This is a genomic window from Photobacterium sp. GJ3, assembly GCF_018199995.1.
GTDB lineage: Bacteria > Pseudomonadota > Gammaproteobacteria > Enterobacterales > Vibrionaceae > Photobacterium.
Genome location: NZ_CP073579.1, coordinates 1,311,322 through 1,327,478, shown reverse-complemented (window position 1 = coordinate 1,327,478; position 16,157 = coordinate 1,311,322). Strand labels below are relative to the sequence as shown.

At 46.2% G+C, this 16,157-nt stretch carries 20 protein-coding genes and 1 pseudogene; 16 read left to right on the top strand and 5 right to left on the bottom strand.

Translation table 11 applies throughout. The features are described 5' to 3' along the window. Positions 1-156: 156 nt before the first annotated feature. Positions 157-375, bottom strand: a complete 219-nt coding sequence (locus tag KDD30_RS22745; protein ID WP_211650845.1) for a DUF6500 family protein — start codon at positions 373-375, stop codon at positions 157-159. A 27-nt stretch (positions 376-402) separates the two neighbouring features. Beyond that, on the bottom strand, positions 403-1,254 hold the full coding sequence (locus tag KDD30_RS22740) for an AraC family transcriptional regulator (RefSeq protein WP_211650844.1): 852 nt from the start codon (positions 1,252-1,254) through the stop codon (positions 403-405). Between the two features lie 96 nt (positions 1,255-1,350). On the opposite strand from KDD30_RS22740, the gene KDD30_RS22735 reads away from it, so the two are divergent. Then, complete coding sequence (locus KDD30_RS22735; RefSeq protein ID WP_211650843.1) at positions 1,351-2,748, top strand: MATE family efflux transporter; 1,398 nt, start codon at positions 1,351-1,353, stop codon at positions 2,746-2,748. A gap of 115 nt (positions 2,749-2,863) precedes the next feature. Here the strand turns inward: KDD30_RS22735 and KDD30_RS22730 are convergent, their stop codons facing one another. Beyond that, positions 2,864-3,808, bottom strand: a complete 945-nt coding sequence (locus tag KDD30_RS22730; RefSeq protein WP_211650842.1) for a hypothetical protein — start codon at positions 3,806-3,808, stop codon at positions 2,864-2,866. A gap of 391 nt (positions 3,809-4,199) precedes the next feature. Between KDD30_RS22730 and KDD30_RS22725 the strand changes: the two genes are divergently transcribed. The 14 genes from KDD30_RS22725 (at position 4,200) to KDD30_RS22660 (ending at position 12,543) form a co-directional block, all read left to right on the top strand. After that, positions 4,200-6,539, top strand: coding sequence for an S-type pyocin domain-containing protein (locus KDD30_RS22725; RefSeq protein ID WP_211650841.1), 2,340 nt, complete (start codon positions 4,200-4,202; stop codon positions 6,537-6,539). Further along, positions 6,539-6,964 carry a hypothetical protein gene (locus KDD30_RS22720; protein WP_211650840.1) on the top strand — a complete coding sequence of 142 codons (426 nt, stop codon included), beginning with the start codon at positions 6,539-6,541 and terminating at the stop codon, positions 6,962-6,964. The genes KDD30_RS22725 and KDD30_RS22720 overlap by 1 nt, the downstream gene beginning before the upstream one ends. Before the next feature lie 190 nt (positions 6,965-7,154). Continuing rightward, complete coding sequence (locus tag KDD30_RS22715) at positions 7,155-7,316, top strand: hypothetical protein (RefSeq protein ID WP_211650838.1); 162 nt, start codon at positions 7,155-7,157, stop codon at positions 7,314-7,316. A gap of 1 nt (position 7,317) precedes the next feature. After that, a complete protein-coding gene (locus KDD30_RS22710) occupies positions 7,318-7,842 on the top strand; it encodes an ankyrin repeat domain-containing protein (protein WP_211650837.1) in 525 nt (174 codons plus the stop codon). A 314-nt stretch (positions 7,843-8,156) separates the two neighbouring features. Beyond that, positions 8,157-8,582: a hypothetical protein gene (locus tag KDD30_RS22705; RefSeq protein WP_211650839.1), complete on the top strand. Its 426-nt coding sequence runs from the start codon at positions 8,157-8,159 to the stop codon at positions 8,580-8,582. A gap of 190 nt (positions 8,583-8,772) precedes the next feature. After that, complete coding sequence (locus tag KDD30_RS22700) at positions 8,773-8,934, top strand: hypothetical protein (RefSeq protein ID WP_211650838.1); 162 nt, start codon at positions 8,773-8,775, stop codon at positions 8,932-8,934. 1 nt (position 8,935) lies between these two features. Further along, positions 8,936-9,460, top strand: coding sequence for an ankyrin repeat domain-containing protein (locus KDD30_RS22695; RefSeq protein ID WP_211650837.1), 525 nt, complete (start codon positions 8,936-8,938; stop codon positions 9,458-9,460). A 43-nt stretch (positions 9,461-9,503) separates the two neighbouring features. Beyond that, positions 9,504-9,926: a hypothetical protein gene (locus KDD30_RS22690; RefSeq protein ID WP_211650836.1), complete on the top strand. Its 423-nt coding sequence runs from the start codon at positions 9,504-9,506 to the stop codon at positions 9,924-9,926. An 8-nt stretch (positions 9,927-9,934) separates the two neighbouring features. Continuing rightward, complete coding sequence (locus KDD30_RS22685) at positions 9,935-10,354, top strand: hypothetical protein (RefSeq protein WP_211650835.1); 420 nt, start codon at positions 9,935-9,937, stop codon at positions 10,352-10,354. Further along, positions 10,341-10,715 carry a bacteriocin immunity protein gene (locus KDD30_RS22680; protein ID WP_249199370.1) on the top strand — a complete coding sequence of 125 codons (375 nt, stop codon included), beginning with the start codon at positions 10,341-10,343 and terminating at the stop codon, positions 10,713-10,715. The genes KDD30_RS22685 and KDD30_RS22680 overlap by 14 nt, the downstream gene beginning before the upstream one ends. A 50-nt stretch (positions 10,716-10,765) precedes the next feature. Further along, entirely contained in the window at positions 10,766-11,047 is a 282-nt protein-coding gene (gene imm31 / locus KDD30_RS22675; RefSeq protein ID WP_211650833.1) for an Imm31 family immunity protein, read from the top strand. 347 nt (positions 11,048-11,394) lie between these two features. Next, the gene (locus KDD30_RS22670) at positions 11,395-11,649 is read left to right on the top strand and encodes a bacteriocin immunity protein (RefSeq protein ID WP_211650832.1); all 255 of its coding nucleotides are present in this window, start codon (positions 11,395-11,397) and stop codon (positions 11,647-11,649) included. Between the two features lie 202 nt (positions 11,650-11,851). Continuing rightward, entirely contained in the window at positions 11,852-12,046 is a 195-nt protein-coding gene (locus KDD30_RS22665) for a hypothetical protein (RefSeq protein WP_211651941.1), read from the top strand. Next, positions 12,043-12,543, top strand: coding sequence for an ankyrin repeat domain-containing protein (locus KDD30_RS22660; protein ID WP_211650831.1), 501 nt, complete (start codon positions 12,043-12,045; stop codon positions 12,541-12,543). The genes KDD30_RS22665 and KDD30_RS22660 overlap by 4 nt, the downstream gene beginning before the upstream one ends. 100 nt (positions 12,544-12,643) lie before the next feature. Here the strand turns inward: KDD30_RS22660 and KDD30_RS22655 are convergent, their stop codons facing one another. Further along, entirely contained in the window at positions 12,644-13,492 is an 849-nt protein-coding gene (locus KDD30_RS22655) for a MurR/RpiR family transcriptional regulator (RefSeq protein WP_211650830.1), read from the bottom strand. Positions 13,493-13,585: 93 nt separating this feature from the next. Then, positions 13,586-15,192 (bottom strand): annotated as a pseudogene (locus KDD30_RS22650) (PTS transporter subunit EIIC). A gap of 226 nt (positions 15,193-15,418) precedes the next feature. Between KDD30_RS22650 and KDD30_RS22645 the strand changes: the two are divergent. Next, entirely contained in the window at positions 15,419-16,111 is a 693-nt protein-coding gene (locus tag KDD30_RS22645; RefSeq protein ID WP_211650829.1) for an N-acetylmannosamine-6-phosphate 2-epimerase, read from the top strand. Positions 16,112-16,157: the final 46 nt, after the last annotated feature.

Below are 16,157 nucleotides of genomic sequence, written 5' to 3'. Positions count from 1 at the left end.
TCAAAAAACCTAACGCAGTTATTGAGCATTTTAACAAACTAGGATGACCAATGATTGACTGCGATTGGTATAAGCGGCTTCAGTGTATCTCTGCGGTCTGAAATTAAGTGACATTTGCCCCCGGTCTCCGGGGGCTTCTTAATGGCAAAAGATCGCTTAACGGCCAGCCTCGACCATTTCCATGATTTTTTTCGCTTTTTCAAAGTGATCGAGCTGATGGGTCTGAATCCACCAGGTTGCAGCCTCCATCAGGCATGCTGGGTCATCGTTCTTGTTGGCGAAAAACGCATAAAACGACACCCCGACGTTGTCGCCTTTCTGACTGATCTTCTTCTGGCAGACCTGAATAATTTTCTGACGCAATGAATCGCGCATTTTTGTTCCTTTTTTAATTGATGTGAGTTACCCGTCTGAACGACTGTGTTGTTGCCTGAATGCTCTGGGTGTGACGCCAGACCAGGCTTTGAAACGCGTGCTGAAATTCGCCGGAGTGGGATATCCGACGATTTCTCCGATTTGCTGAACAGACCATTGTGAGGAACGCAGTAACCGGCCAGCATATTCCATCCGCATGCGGGTGAGTTGTGCCATCGGACTGCGGCCGAGATATTGCTGACAAAGCCGGTGCAGATGAGGTTCTGAGCAGGGATACAAGGCTGCCAGTTGCTTCACATCCCACGCTTTGTGCAGTTGCCGCTGGGCGCGGTCAAAAACCCGCTTGAGTCTGAGGTGCTGGTGGGGCAGGTTCGTGGCTTGTGTGTTGTGCAGCATCAGAATGATTTGCTGTATGGCATGCGCCATGACGGCACCACTCAAATCAATCGGCAACGCCAGACTTCTCAGCAAGGTTTGAATGACGGCGTACATCACATCCGCCGCGGGCGTGAAGGCGTACGTAATCGACTGAGTATCCAGCACAGGCCACTGGATTGAAGGATCCAGAAACAGCCAGGCGAGTTGCCAGCCATCTTCTTCAATGCCAAAAGCGTTCTCTGTACCGGCAGGCACGATCATGACCGACCCCGGTTCCAGTATCCACCGGCTCCCTTGGCTATCGAGCCAGCCTTTGCCCTGCACCGTGCAGAGCAGCATATGTTGCTGCGGCTGCTTCCGGAACACTGAAAATTGTTCACGGCAGTTGGCGAGGCCACATTGAACGATGCCGTGTTCTTCCATCAACAGAACTTTGGTGTGATCAATCAACTCCTGCTGCGTTTTATCTGAAATCAGATAATGTTCCTGTTTGTCCTGCATCTGGATAGTTTGGCAAAAGTTTTGGATGGGGGAGCAGAATACCGGAAACGAGGACTGGGATTAAACTGTGCTGATTCCCACAGAAGGAGATTTGTGATGCAGCTGGCATCTCGTCATCTTGATCGCGCGTTTTGGCAGAAACTGATTCACATTGGCTTGCCTATTTCTTTGCAGGCGATGCTGTTTTCGTTATTAGGCGTGATCGACATTTTTATGGTCAGCCAGCTCGGGGAGCAGGCGACGGCTGCCGTGGGCGTTGGAAACCGGATTTTCTTCTTCAATTTGCTGATGATTGCCGGTATCAGTGGCGCGGTAAACATACTCGCTTCGCAATATGTTGGTGCGGGGAATCTGGATGGCGTCAAGCGCACGCTGGCCCAATCATGGCTGATGTGTGTTCTCTCGGTACTGCCATTTATTGCCCTGTATGGGCTGATGCCAGCGACCATTGTCGGCTGGGTGGCGTCGGAGCCAGACTATGTTCACATGGCTGCGGATTATCTGTGGGTCACTGGCCCCAGTTTTCTGCTGACGGCCATCGTTGTCCCGCTTGAAGCTGTGTTGCGTGCTTCGGGTCACGCCAGGTTGCCAACCTATGCCAGCATCGTGGCCGTGATTGTCAATATTGTGCTGAATGCTTTGCTGATCTTCGGCCTGTTCGGCTTTCCGGAAATGGGGGTTCTCGGGGCGGGATTAGGCACGGCGATCTCCCGGCTGGTACAAACCCTGATCCTTTTTTATCTGGCGTTGCGCAGCCATCGTGCATTGTTTCCGAACCGGACGCACTGGATGCAAGCCTGGCAAAAATCGCACCTGAAGCGTTATCTGAAGATTGCGATGCCGATGATGATTCACGATACCGGCTGGGCCGCAGGGATTGTGGTCTACAACATTCTTGTGGGTCAGCTCGGGGTGAGTGAACTGGCAATGATTGCCTTGTTAGCGCCGGTTGAAAGTGTGCTGATGTCGGCCTTTCTGGGGGCAGCCGTTGGGGCGTCGATTATCCTCGGTCATGAACTCGGTGCCGAGAATTATCAGCGCGCTGAACAGACGGCCTGGGGGTATGTGCTCATCAGCTGTGGTGTGGCATTGCTGATTGCCATCGGATGCTGGCTGGCGCAGCCACTTTTGACACAGCTGATGCGCCTGAGCCCGCTGGAAAACAGTACGCTGGCCGTTCATGTTTGTCTGGTGATGGCGTTCGGAATGGTTCTGAAAGTCTTCAATATGGTTGGTATCGGCGGTGTTCTGAAAAGCGGTGGAGATATCAACTACACCATTTTTATCGACCTGTCGGCCCAATGGCTGATAGGGATCCCGTTGGCTTACTATACCGGGCTGGTACTGGGCTGGTCTCTGGATTGGGTGATGGCCGCAATTTTGCTCGAAGAGGTGGTGAAAATTGGTCTGACGTCGCAGCGGATTCAGTCGAAAAAATGGATGAACAACTTGGTCCGGGAGCCTCAGCCTGCCTTTGAGACAGGCCGCATTTAAAGGGGCATGATACCAATCGCAGTCAATCACGGGTCATCCCAGCTGGTTCAAGTGTTTGATCACGGACTGACTTTGATTGGTATAACAAGGCAACCAATGAAAACGGCCGCCGCAACTACTTCACCACATCGGTCTTGTTATCCAGAATATCCACCGAGAAAGGGAATCGGATGTGACCGATGAGTTGGTTGAGGGAGGCGCCGCTTCCACCAATGCAAGGCGAGGAGCTGCCATCGAGATACAGCTGACCAGCTTTGTTGCCAAACCTGAGATCAAAACTGTAGCAATGGCCGGTTTGCCACATCTTATTGTCGTCGTCTTTCAGGTAGAGTTTATCCAGGGCGTAATGATTGACCCATTCCTCTTCGATGATGGGCTCATCAATAATGGCATCTAAGCGGCTGAGCTCGCTGTTGGTGGTTGTCACATTGCTGACATAGAGCACATCGAACGAAGGAACATCATTGAGTCCTTCGCTTCTGAACTGCTCGGAATCCCGCTGACCCCCGATCAGGTTTTTCGTATTTTCAGCAAATCGCATACACCGCAATTCAAAGTAGATCGGGTCCTGCGCTTGCCACGCTTTCGGAAACGCGAGCATGTTTTCAAAGCCTTTGACCGGACATGTTTCGGGCTTTGCATACTGTTGATCCAGAGATTTCTGACACTGCCTGAGATTGGTCTGAAGGGCTTTTTCGACTTTCGGCTCATGTCGCTCGGGTGTACTGGCCATCCATTGCGTATAAACCTGATTCCCCAGAGACAGGCATTCCAGTTGATCCCCCTGTTTTTGGCGATAGAACATCAGATCGCTGATGAGCCATAACCCCTGATTGAAGACGGTATCGGAAGCCTGACGCATCTCATACAGATCGCAACCTTCCTGATAAAACTGATTCAGGATCTGCGCCGCCCGATCAGTTTGCTGATTTTTGTAGGCTGCAAGGGCTTCCCCCCGAATCTCGTTGAGTGCTTCTGTGGTGCAATCTGCCCATGCCTGCCCCGAACAAAGGAAGAGGCTGATGGCCAGAAATTTGTATGTAAGACGGTGGCTGCGCATAGAAAAAGCTCATCAATGACGGTGTGGATGGTTTGTTACTTTATCCCTGCACCGCCATCATGGCGAAGCCGGGTGTGAAATTTTCGCACAGGATCAATGTGATGACGTAATGAAGGCACTGTTTGCCCAATATTCACTTGCAACTGGGTTGCGGTGTATTTCGTACGGGTTGCTGATCTGGCGAGCTCAGGCAACAGGTTAGACCGCATTCTTTTGGCCAGTACACCAGAACGAATGACTGTTATTTTGACGCCCCCAACCTGACAATTCACAGTCTCGCCCGTCAGTTTCACTGAAAAACACCCCTCAAAAACCGTCACACCGCAACCCCCTTTGGGTGGTAAAATCCGCGCAATGTGTTTGATATGTAGACATTTTGTTCAGGGGCACTGTGAGTATTGATGACGATTCGGTAAACAGAAGATATCCCAATGCGGCCTTTCAGCCGTTGGAGGAATGCACCATCCTGCCCCCGCCACCGCCGGTACGGGAAGATCCGGCTCCGGTGGCAGAATTTGAATATTGCTTCGAGCTGTCCTGCGCCATGCAGTCGCTGCACAAGCACAACAATTGCGCGTTCTTTCTCGGTAAGACTCAGGAAGAAGGCAGGCTCATGAACTGGCAGGAAAAGCCCGTTGAACAGGGTTTCCGATTGACTACGACCGTCGTGATCAATGAACCCAAACGTCTGTATGCGGCCCGAGCCTGTGAATCGCTGGGCGTGACTCCGCCTGAACCTGTGAGCGTTCATCCTGCGGATTCCGGGGTCGTGCAGGAAGCATTCATGGCCGTCATGCCCGCCGTAGAAATTGAAGGGCTGTTAGGGCATCCCAGCCATGGTTATTTCTACCACTTCTGTGATGGAAAGCTGATGCAGGAATATCAACTCCTCGGTGACAGGCGTTGGGCATTCCGTGCCACACATTCTACCCATGACCAGCTCAGTGACGATTTTTATCAGGGGCACCTGAGTGCGATTTTGCTGCCCTGGAAACGGGCCGGGACCTTGATGACGGATCAGTACCTGATTTACCTTCGAGAGCGGATCACCCGTCAGGATCTGGATCATTTCAGTGAAGACTGGTTGTTACAGCACGGTGTGAAAATCGACCTCGATGCATTGTTGGATGCCATTCAACAACCTGTCCTTGAGCGAACCGCGGTCGCTAACGAACAAGTTGCGGCGTCCACCCGCCAAACTCATACCGTCCAGCGGGATCCGGCGACAGGGGAACGGGAAACTTGGGATGAGATCGCTCAGCAATATGGTTTGACCGCCCGTGAACTGCTGGATTTCAATTCGCTTTATGAAGCAGATCCGCTAGCACTGAGTGTCGGAGATCAGTTAACGGTACAGTCACCGGATGCCCCTGATGCGCCCAAACCCGTTCGAGAGCGGCCGCCAGAGCAGCCAAAAGATTTTAATCAGGCATTAAACAGCTATTACCCCTATGACAGCCAATGCCTTGAAGACACGACGATCCATCCGCTCCGTGAAGCACATCTGGCGCATGATATTCCGGTCGTTCGCGTGAAATCGATCGTCACACCGGTGTTTGCCAAGTCGTGCAATGTTCCCGAAGGCAGTACAGATGCAGGCTCTGAGCCCGAATCGCTCTCCAATTTCAGTTGGACATTTCAAATCATGGGGAGTGCGCATGCCGCGACATTACTCATGCCTCCGCCCGCACCACCACCGGGTGTGGACTCAGGGAAAGGGACGGGAAGAAACGTTGGCGCGGTAGAGAAAGCCAATAGAAATGCCGCAATTGGACTGACCCGATTATTTGGAAAACTCGACAATGCATTGGATAATTACGAACTCTATCTGTTCAATGGGATCGGGGTCATCGGCAATGTCTTCATGATGCCCCATAGAGTCTGGCACCATGACGATACACAGTACACCGAGGAAGAATTACGCAATCTGGAAAGTGTGCAAAGCCGGATCCGCATCAGCCTGACCGACCCGGCACCGGGTGAGCAGTACCCGACTGTTCATGCATGGCACATGAACTTTGCCCGTATCCCGGTGTTTCAGGTGGATTTTCACGAAGACAATCAAAGTTTCTCTGTGGCTTTGGGGAAAGAGGGGCCACGAATGACCTGGCTCCCGACAGCCACCGGGGCTCCCGAATGGCAGCTCACGCCGGGGCACGAGGATGGCTACGAACCGGAAGATATTCGCACCACACCCATTGCGGATGAGTGGTTTCCAACCGTGGAAACCTACCCGGCCGATGCAGAAACGCACTGGAGCGACGCTGTGCTGGTGTTCCCGCTGGATTCGGGGATCCCGCCGATTTATACTGTTATCAAGAAAGCTGTCAATAGAGTTAAAATTCTTGAAGTGGGCACATATGGCGAACTTTCTCCGAGGAGCGCTAAGGATGGACTAGATATTGATCATATACCATCAAAAGCAGCTTTGATTCGAGCAGCAGAGAAGCTTGTAGGTCGCTCTCTGTCTAAAGAAGAGAAAACAGAAATTGTTAAAAGTGCAGCAGCTGTTGCCATCCCTAATGAAATTCATAAAAAATGTAGTGAAACCTACGGTGGACGTAACCAAGCAAAAAAACAGATTGAAGATGCCGATAATTTAGAGCAAGCTGTAAACTCAAATTTTGATGCCCTCAAAACTTGTCTATCTGAACAAGGTTACTCAAAAGAAGAGCTTGAGCAAGCCCGTAAGGAATTACATACCATAAACAAACGAAATGGTTGGTATTGATGATGAATAATTACTTCGATTTTTTAGGGAAAACTTATGAAGAGCTGATCAAAGATTCGAGCTTTACATCCTTAATTGGGGGTAATGTTCCTTCTAAAATTGATGGCTATAATGATGATTTTTATATAGAGTTATTTAACCGTGGTTTGGAGTTTCAATTTTCGAGTAATGATAATAAGCTAAATTTAATTATTGCGTATAATCCGGAATATTTCGAATGCGGATTGACTGGTATAAGTCGTCGAAAAGAAATATATGATCTAATTGGCTTCCCATCCGAATCTATGCCAGAAAAAGTTGTGCCTGTTTTAGGGCGGGTTGGTTCTTGGGATAAGTTTTTAATATCTGAGAAAAAATATTTCCAAGTGGTTTATCATATTGGTTCAGATAAGGTTAAATGTATACATTACCAAACAACACATTAGAAATGTTCATTAAGGTTTTTCTGTGTTACTGAAAGTTTATCAAAATAAACCAGTATTTTCATATACTGGTTTATATATCTTATTGACTTCATCAAAATTGATGAGAAGAAAGATTGTATTGAAGCTGGCATTTCAGACACAGACTTAGAATAGAAAACCGACGATCTTACGTGCAGCCGAAGAGCTGGATATGACACAGGCAGAGCTGAATGATTTTGTGAATTCCCGCCCGGATTATTTCCAGATCGAAGAAGAAGGTCCAAATTTGAGCCACAGGAATGAAAAGCCGGGGGTCGATGAAATTGATGAAATTTTAGATGATATGGTATCGTTTTTAGAGGACAGGAAATAAGATGAGATATATCGACAGTCCTGAATTTAAATTCTTTCAGGCAATAAAACGTGGGCAATTAGAAAGTGCAGAAAATTTACTGAATCAGGGTGTGAATGTTCATCATGTTACAGAAAATGATAGATGGACTTATCTTCATAAAGTCTTAACAAGTACAAGTGTTGATAGACTAAGCCCAAGTGAATCTATCAAGTATCTTATTGATAAAGGATTGGACGTCAATGCAATTGATAGCTATGGCTATACACCGCTGATTTATGCCGTGCGGCAAAGAAATGTCCCGGCAATGCGGCTCTTGCTGGACAACGGTGCAAAAGAGACTCTTGAACACCGGGGGATAGACTCCCAGAATGCCTTAGATATGGCATTTGACAGTCATCCTTTTGAGTTCAATGTGGTGAAAGTTCTCTTAGAGTATGGTGCCGACCCGGATGCAGCCGCACCCGGAGGAAAATCTGTCCGTGAAGCAATGGATATCATTGCGGGCATTGATCCAGCCATTAACGCACTGATTGCTAAGTATTGATTTGAAAATAAACGTATGCTGAATTCCCGCCATCTGGCGGGAATTGTTTGATTGGGTAAACTTTCCCACAGCCCCAATCCCGCTGGATTCGGGGATCCCGCCGATTTATATTGTTTTCAAGAAATCTGACAACAGAGTTAAAATTCTTGAAGTGGGCATATATGGCGGACTTTCTCCGAGAAGCGCTAAGGATGGGCTAGATATTATTCATATACAATCAAAACTTGTCTATCTGAACAAGGTTACTCAAAAGAAGAGCTTGAGCAAGCCCGTAACGAATTACATATCATAAACAAACGAAATGGTTGGTATTGATGATGAATAATTACTTCGATTTTTTAGGAAAAACTTATGAAGAGCTGATCAAAGATTCGAGCTTTACATCCTTAATTGGGGGTAATGTTCCTTCTAAAATTGATGGCTATAATGATGAGTTTTATATAGAGTTATTTAATCGTGGTTTGGAATTCCAGTTTACGAGGAATGATAATAAGCTAAAGCTGATTGTTGCGTATAATCCGGAATATTTCGAGTGCGGATTGACTGGTATAAGTTGTCGAAAAGAAATATATGATCTAATTGGCTCTCCATCCGAATCTATGCCAGAAAAAGTTGTGCCTGTTTTAGGGCGGGTTGGTTCTTGGGATAAGTTTTTAATATCTGAGAGAAAATATTTCCAAGTGGTTTACCATATTGGTTCAGATAAGGTTAAATGTATACATTACCAAACAACACATTAGAAATGTTCATTAAGGTTTTTCTGTGTTACTGAAAGTTTATCAAAATAAACCAGTATTTTCATATACTGGTTTATATATCTTATTGACTTCATCAAAATTGATGAGAAGAAAGATTGTATTGAAGCTGGCATTTCAGACACAGACTTAGAATAGAAAACCGACGATCTTACGTGCAGCCGAAGAGCTGGATATGACACAGGCAGAGCTGAATGATTTTGTGAATTCCCGCCCGGATTATTTCCAGATCGAAGAAGAAGGTCCAAATTTGAGCCACAGGAATGAAAAGCCGGGGGTCGATGAAATTGATGAAATTTTAGATGATATGGTATCGTTTTTAGAGGACAGGAAATAAGATGAGATATATCGACAGTCCTGAATTTAAATTCTTTCAGGCAATAAAACGTGGGCAATTAGAAAGTGCAGAAAATTTACTGAATCAGGGTGTGAATGTTCATCATGTTACAGAAAATGATAGATGGACTTATCTTCATAAAGTCTTAACAAGTACAAGTGTTGATAGACTAAGCCCAAGTGAATCTATCAAGTATCTTATTGATAAAGGATTGGACGTCAATGCAATTGATAGCTATGGCTATACACCGCTGATTTATGCCGTGCGGCAAAGAAATGTCCCGGCAATGCGGCTCTTGCTGGACAACGGTGCAAAAGAGACTCTTGAACACCGGGGGATAGACTCCCAGAATGCCTTAGATATGGCATTTGACAGTCATCCTTTTGAGTTCAATGTGGTGAAAGTTCTCTTAGAGTATGGTGCCGACCCGGATGCAGCCGCACCCGGAGGAAAATCTGTCCGTGAAGCAATGGATATCATTGCGGGCATTGATCCAGCCATTAACGCACTGATTGCTAAGTATTGATTTGAAAATAAACGTATGCTGAATTCCCGCCATCTGGCGGGAATTGTTTGATTGGGTAAACTTTCCCACAGCCCCAATCCCGCTGGATTCGGGGATCCCGCCGATTTATCTGGTGTTCAGCAAAGCTAAGTTTGGTGAGTCTGACAGTAAAAACTATAAAAAGACTTTTTTTGACGCCTATCCTGATACCAAGGGAAAAGTGGTAGTCCATCACGCTGTCGAGCAACAAGTACAAAAGCGTTACCCTGATTTAGTAACTGATTCAGAGTTACACTCATTGGATAATTTACGCGGGATACCGAAAGAAAAAAATTCTAGCATCCATTTAAGTAAAATTCGAAAAGAATGGAACCGCTTTTATAGGGCTCATCCAGCACCAAGTAAAGAAGATTTACTTACCCAAGCTGAAAAAATTGATAATATGTTTGGCGAGCAATTTAATCCTCCACTTGACAAAAAAGAATAGGATAAAAAATGAATTTCTTTTATATCGAACCTGAAGTGGCTGGTGAGCTAGGTCCTACTACGGTTATGGACAATAGCATGCACCCTCCAGTAGTCAATCTACTCGAGTATCGATTTGAATCTTGGTTAGGCGATTCTATTCTAGAATCCTTTCCTTGTTTTGTCGTCACCCGCCCTTTGGCTGATGCATTAACTACTAACAAATTCAGCGGATTCACTATTGATAGCGTTATGATATCAATTTCAGATGAATTTGAAGAATTACAACCTGGAATTAACCTTCCAAATTTTGTTTGGTTAAAAATAACAGGTCAATCTGGCAGAGATGATTTTGGCCTTGCTGATGATTTTCGCTTAGTTGTTAGTGATAATGTCTTACATGTGCTAAAAAGCTTCAACTTGGATAATGCAGATATTGAAGACTTTTGATAAAAATACTTTCACTGACTATAACAGGTCAGAATTTGTCGAAATGCTTAATATTATTTACCGAGCAGATACCAGCTCCGAAGCGGAGCTGGACAAATTAGTGGATCATTTTGAGGGTATATCCCAACATCCATATGGTTCAGATTTGATCTATTATCCCGAGAATCCAGCAGACGCTACGCCTGAAGCGATTACAGAGATAGTCCAAAAATGGCGAAGGTCGCAAGGTTTACCCGGCTTTAAAGATCAGTCAGTTACAGCCCATAACAAAACAGTCGAAAAACTACCGCAAACCGCAAAACATTCAAGTCCGCTTCATGTGGCACGATGTGATGTTGAGCAGTTGTTCAGGCGAGAGTGAGCAACAGGTCGCAACACATTTTTTTGCGTACACCACAACAGGACACCGTGATGACATCAAAATTTGATTACTATGAAGTGGTGAAAGTAAGCTCGAAAAGACCTGAATTATCTGAAATCAATGGCTTCGATGGCGCTATATTAGGCTTTGCTGAAGATGATGATGGTATTTTTTGGTATGCCGTAGATATTTTGACAACTGGTGAATGCTGGGATGTTATGGAGAATGAGTTAATATCTACTGGGAAGATGATGTCAAGAGAAGACTTTTATACTGGAGAGTCAATTTCCGTCAGCGTCACGCAAGATGGCGAAGGTAAATTGAAACAATAACCGCAACATCACCAACGTAAATCAATCAAAAATCTAAAAAAACCGCAAAACATACAAATACGCTTCATGTGGCACGATGTAATGTTGAGCGGTTTTCTTTTGTGGCAAGAGGAGACATTAGATGACCATGTCTGTGAATTAGGAATGATAACTCAGAAAAAGATAGTGAAGATTATCCTGCTCGAGCTCCCATTGTATTGCATCACTCTTGGCCTAAGATTTATCCGCACCGTCATGCATTTTGAAATGCTTCATCATGTTGGCAAGGTTCAATCGAATGGATAAGCATAAGAAATTGAAAACCTGATCTTTTCTTCGATGAACTATCCATATGAAAAATGGCTTGAATGATGAGAAAACTTAATGATTACAAAGAACTCGAATTTCTAACCGTACTGAAAACGGTTTACTCTGATGACCGAGATGATGCGCTTCTCGAGGATGTTGTTTACTATTTTAACAGTGAAATAACCCATCCAGAGGGAAGTGCGTTGTTGACACATCCATCATTGGTAGGTATTGAAGAGTCACCTGAAGCAGTGATCGCAGAACTCAAACGCTGGTACGCTGAACAAGGGTTGCCTTGCTTCAAACTTGAATAACTTGTCTGCAAAGGCCACTTGGGCATATCTGTGATTGCCTCAATGTGGCCTGCTATCTTTTCCTATTTTACCTTTCTTCTTGATTTTGAGTGTCACAATAGTTCCGTACCCAAGTGGCAGATTGAAGTCAGTATCAACTTGATGAAAAAGTGCCTTTAAAAACTGGCACTATGGGCATAAATTCGGTGTAGAAAACCGCCGTATCCTGCGTGCTGCTGAGGAACTGGGGATGACTCAGGCAGAGCTGAATGATTTTGTGAATTCCCGTCCGGATTACTTCCAGATCGAAGAAGAAGGTCCAAATTTGAGTCACAGGAATGAAAAGCCGGGAACGGATGGGCTGAACATTATTAAAAGCGATATGAAGAAATTTTTGAGAAAAAGGAATAGCCAATGAGTTTCGAACTTTTTGAAGCATTAGATGAAGGCGATATTGCGAAAGCAAAGCAACTTATTTCCCAAGGTGATGATATACACCATATAACAAATGATGATCAATGGACGTATCTGCACCAAGTTTTGATTGGATTAGGAGATAAATCCCCACCTGAATCAATCCAATTTCTCATTGCTCAAGGATTGGACGTCAATGCAATTGATAGCTATGGCTATACACCGCTGATTTATGCCGTGCGGCAAAGAAATGTCCCGGCAATGCGGCTCTTGCTGGACAACGGTGCAAAAGAGACTCTTGAACACCGGGGGATAGACTCCCAGAATGCCTTAGATATGGCATTTGACAGTCATCCTTTTGAGTTCAATGTGGTGAAAGTTCTCTTAGAGTATGGTGCCGACCCGGATGCAGCCGCACCCGGAGGAAAATCTGTCCGTGAAGCAATGGATATCATTGCGGGCATTGATCCAGCCATTAAAGCACTGATTGATCAATATTAGTCTGTAATTTCATTGCGGTGTGTTTGATATGAGTGGTTGTTCAGGCGAGATCAGGCAACAGGTTACACCGCATTCTTTTTGCCGCACACCAAAGCGAATGCTAAACCATGAACGCCATGGTTACTTCGGCAGTCTCTTTGACGGATTCAGCATATTCTTCATATTCGGCAACGAGCTGATTAATCAGAATATCCACGAGTAACAAAGCGCTCACTTTGGATGCAAATGCACCACCAGTTAAAGGCCCTTCAGGTCTGGCTGCAACTAACACTTCATCAGAGGTGACCGATAGTGGGCTATGGCGAATGTTCGTTAAGCTCACCACGGGCGATTGTTGTTTCTTTGCTCTGCTCGCTGCATAGACAACATCTTTTGTGGAGCCTGAGCTGGAAATCGCAAACCATAAATCACTCGGTTTAGATTTGATTGCTCGCATGGCTGCAATATGTGTGTCCTCAAACATGGTGGAGCGTTTACCAATTCGGGTTAAGCGGAACGATAAATAGCGACCGACGATGCTTGAGGCTCCCACACCAACGCAATGGATGTTTTCCGCTTGATGAATCAGCTGGCAAATTCGATCAATCTGTTTACGGTCAATTAACGCACCCGTATCTTGCAAACTTGTCATCGCACTTTGGGTTGCTTCATCAATCCGGTCACCGTCCTCTTTTGGTACATCGCTGGTTTTGGTCGATTTCGGCTGGCTAATCTCGATCGCCAGTGCCATTCGAAAATCAGAGTAACCTTTAAAACCTAAATCTCGACACAAGCGGATCACTGTCGCTTCACTGGTCATGGTATCTCTTGCGAGTTCAGTAATGGTGAGGTACTGGGCACTATCAGCATGCGAGACAATAAAATCAGCCACCGTCTTTAACTTAGGGCTGTAACCTTCCATGCCGTAGCGGAGGCGAGAGAGTAGATTAACTTGAGGTTGTGCGTTCATAGTGCTCTTGATTCCCTAACTGACGCTGGGAGTATAACGTAAATTGAAACAACAAGAACCCAGCGTTCGCTGGGTTCTTGTCTCCATCATTTGTTATAACTGATACTTCTCTATGATCTGATTCTTGTAGATTTCAGCCTGCGTGCCGTAAATCAACTGAATCCCATTTCCTGAGCGAATCACGCCTTTTGCATGGAGTGTTTTCCAGACCTCATCGCTCGCAGGCAGCGCACTGTTTATCACTGAGATACGAAGGCGAGTGATACAGGCATCAATCGACGCAATGTTCTCCGGACCACCCAAGTTCGCCACGATTTCATCAATCAAACCGTTCTCTTTACCGTTGTAATCTTTGCGTGTGTAGAGCTTGTTTTCAGCATCGTTACGACCCGGCGTTGCGAAGTTAAACTTGCGAATCATAAAGCGAAACACGAAGTAGTAAATCACGGAGTAAAGTGGGCCAAGGATGAGAATCCATTGGTAAGATGTCTTCGCCGTACCTTGCAACAAGCCAAAGAAAGTAAAGTCGATGATACCGCGAGAGAAGGTAATCCCTACCGCGACATCAAGCATGTGCATGAGCATGTAAGCCACGCCTTCTAACACAGCGTGTACGGCGTACAATACTGGCGCAACGAATAAGAAAGTAAACTCTAGTGGCTCAGTGATACCTGTCAGGAATGACGTCAATGCAGCCGAGAACAGGATGCCTTTTACTTTAGCTTTGTTCTTATCATCAGCACAGTGGTACATCGCTAAGGCTGCCGCAGGCAGACCAAACATCATGGGTAAGAAGCCGCCTGTCATTGTACGTGTTGCTTCTGAGCTAAAATGCGCTGTTGATGGGTCTGCGAGTTGAGCGAAGAAAATTTTCTGCCCGCCTGCAACCATTTCCCCCGCGACTTCTTGTAGGCCGCCCAGTTCGGTGTACCAGAACAATGGGTAGATCGCATGGTGTAAACCAAATACGTTCAGCAGGCGCATCAGTGAGCCATAGAAGAAAGTGCCGATGTAACCCATGGCAGAGAAGGCTTCACCTGCAAAAACGATAGATTTAAAAATTGGTGGCCAAATGAATGGGAACAAAAATGCTAGTGGGATAAAAAACAGCATGGTCATGACTGGTACGAGGCGGTTGCCACTAAAAAACGCCAGGTAGTCAGGTAAGGTGACGTTCGAGAAACGGTTCGTAATAAACGCTGATAACAGACCACATGTGATACCCCGAACACGCCTGTTTGTAGGGTAAAGATTCCGAGCTCTTTCGTATACAAAGAGGCTAAACCCACCGCTTCATCGGCGTTGGCACCTGCCGCAATGAGTGCTTCAACATTGGTTGTCTCTGGCGTGAAACCCTGAAAACCGAGGACTGCTCCGATCACGGTATGGAAGAGCAAAAAGCCCAGTACTGCAGAAAGTGCCGCGGTTTCTTTATTATTGTTTGCCATCCCAATTGCAACACCAACCGCGAATAACAAGGGTAAATTGACAAACACAAACAGACCTGCCTGGAAACACAGCACCAAAAATTGGTTCGCCAGAGTTCCCGGCGCGAGGAAGGTCAGGTTGTAGGTTTCAATCAGTGGCCCACTGGTAAATGCGCCACCGACCCCAAGTAAAATACCCGCCATGGGTAATACAGCAATCGGTAGCATGAATGCCCGCCCGATTTTTTGTAGTACAGAAAAGATACTGTTCATGTACCCTCCAAACCCTTTGAATGATGAATGTTGTTTTTTTAACTGCGATGCAGCCTCCCTGAATCGAGCCAATTATCAATACGGTGAAAATTTTCTTCAAACGTTATGAATGAAATCTGTGATCAATGTGAAGAATATTTTCTTTGTGGTTGATGAAGATTTTTTTTAAAAGTATAACTGCCTCATCAAACAAGTTTGAAAATAAAAGCATGGTAAGAGGCAAGTCATGAAGAACTGGGATATCACTGAAATGGCCCAACAGTTGGCGAACACGATTGTCGTTTCGATTCAACCCGTTGAAGGAAGCCCGCTCGATACGACTGAGTTTGTTGTTGCGATGGCCCGAGCTGCTGAGATGGCTGGCGCACCTGCATTAAGAATTGAAAGCATCGAACGCGTGACTGCGGTAGCGAAAGCGGTATCCATTCCGATCATTGGCATCGTCAAGCGCGATCTCCCAGACAGCCCAGTGCGTATCACCCCTTTTGTGGATGATGTCAAAGCTCTGGAAGCCGCTGGGGCCGCGATTATTGCTTTTGATGCTACCGATAGAGTCAGACCCGAAAGTCGCCAAGAAATTGCAGAAGCAATTGTGCATTCCGGCTGTATTGGCATGGCCGATTGCGCAGCGTTTGAGGATGGCTCTTGGGCTCACTCTCAAGGGATTGAGTTAATCGGTTCTACGCTTTCGGGATACACTGGCGAGATGACACCTGAAGATCCAGATATTGAGCTCGTGACTCAGTTTTCTCGAGCAGGCTATCTCACGATGGCAGAAGGGCGCTTCAATTCTCCAGCGCTATGCAAACAAGCGATCGAAGCGGGTGCACTTGCAGTGACTGTTGGTTCCGCACTCACGCGTCTGGAAGTCGCAACGTCGTGGTATCTTGATGCCGCTGCCAGCACAAAGAATCGCTAAGCCAATGGCGTTGCGGTATGGATGGTTCGGTACTTTACCCCTGCTC

Excerpts from the sequence above, each read along its gene's own strand:
- KDD30_RS22710 (WP_211650837.1), top strand. The coding sequence starts at position 7,318 with ATGAGATATATCGACAGTCCTGAATTTAAATTCTTTCAGGCAATAAAA.
- KDD30_RS22685 (WP_211650835.1), top strand. The coding sequence starts at position 9,935 with ATGAATTTCTTTTATATCGAACCTGAAGTGGCTGGTGAGCTAGGTCCT.
- KDD30_RS22720 (WP_211650840.1), top strand. The coding sequence starts at position 6,539 with ATGATGAATAATTACTTCGATTTTTTAGGGAAAACTTATGAAGAGCTG.
- KDD30_RS22645 (WP_211650829.1), top strand. The coding sequence starts at position 15,419 with ATGAAGAACTGGGATATCACTGAAATGGCCCAACAGTTGGCGAACACG.
- KDD30_RS22695 (WP_211650837.1), top strand. The coding sequence starts at position 8,936 with ATGAGATATATCGACAGTCCTGAATTTAAATTCTTTCAGGCAATAAAA.
- KDD30_RS22730 (WP_211650842.1), bottom strand. The coding sequence starts at position 3,808 with ATGCGCAGCCACCGTCTTACATACAAATTTCTGGCCATCAGCCTCTTC.
- KDD30_RS22735 (WP_211650843.1), top strand. The coding sequence starts at position 1,351 with ATGCAGCTGGCATCTCGTCATCTTGATCGCGCGTTTTGGCAGAAACTG.
- imm31 (WP_211650833.1), top strand. The coding sequence starts at position 10,766 with ATGACATCAAAATTTGATTACTATGAAGTGGTGAAAGTAAGCTCGAAA.
- KDD30_RS22660 (WP_211650831.1), top strand. The coding sequence starts at position 12,043 with ATGAGTTTCGAACTTTTTGAAGCATTAGATGAAGGCGATATTGCGAAA.
- KDD30_RS22745 (WP_211650845.1), bottom strand. The coding sequence starts at position 375 with ATGCGCGATTCATTGCGTCAGAAAATTATTCAGGTCTGCCAGAAGAAG.
- KDD30_RS22700 (WP_211650838.1), top strand. The coding sequence starts at position 8,773 with ATGACACAGGCAGAGCTGAATGATTTTGTGAATTCCCGCCCGGATTAT.
- KDD30_RS22740 (WP_211650844.1), bottom strand. The coding sequence starts at position 1,254 with ATGCAGGACAAACAGGAACATTATCTGATTTCAGATAAAACGCAGCAG.
- KDD30_RS22705 (WP_211650839.1), top strand. The coding sequence starts at position 8,157 with ATGATGAATAATTACTTCGATTTTTTAGGAAAAACTTATGAAGAGCTG.
- KDD30_RS22670 (WP_211650832.1), top strand. The coding sequence starts at position 11,395 with ATGATGAGAAAACTTAATGATTACAAAGAACTCGAATTTCTAACCGTA.
- KDD30_RS22655 (WP_211650830.1), bottom strand. The coding sequence starts at position 13,492 with ATGAACGCACAACCTCAAGTTAATCTACTCTCTCGCCTCCGCTACGGC.
- KDD30_RS22715 (WP_211650838.1), top strand. The coding sequence starts at position 7,155 with ATGACACAGGCAGAGCTGAATGATTTTGTGAATTCCCGCCCGGATTAT.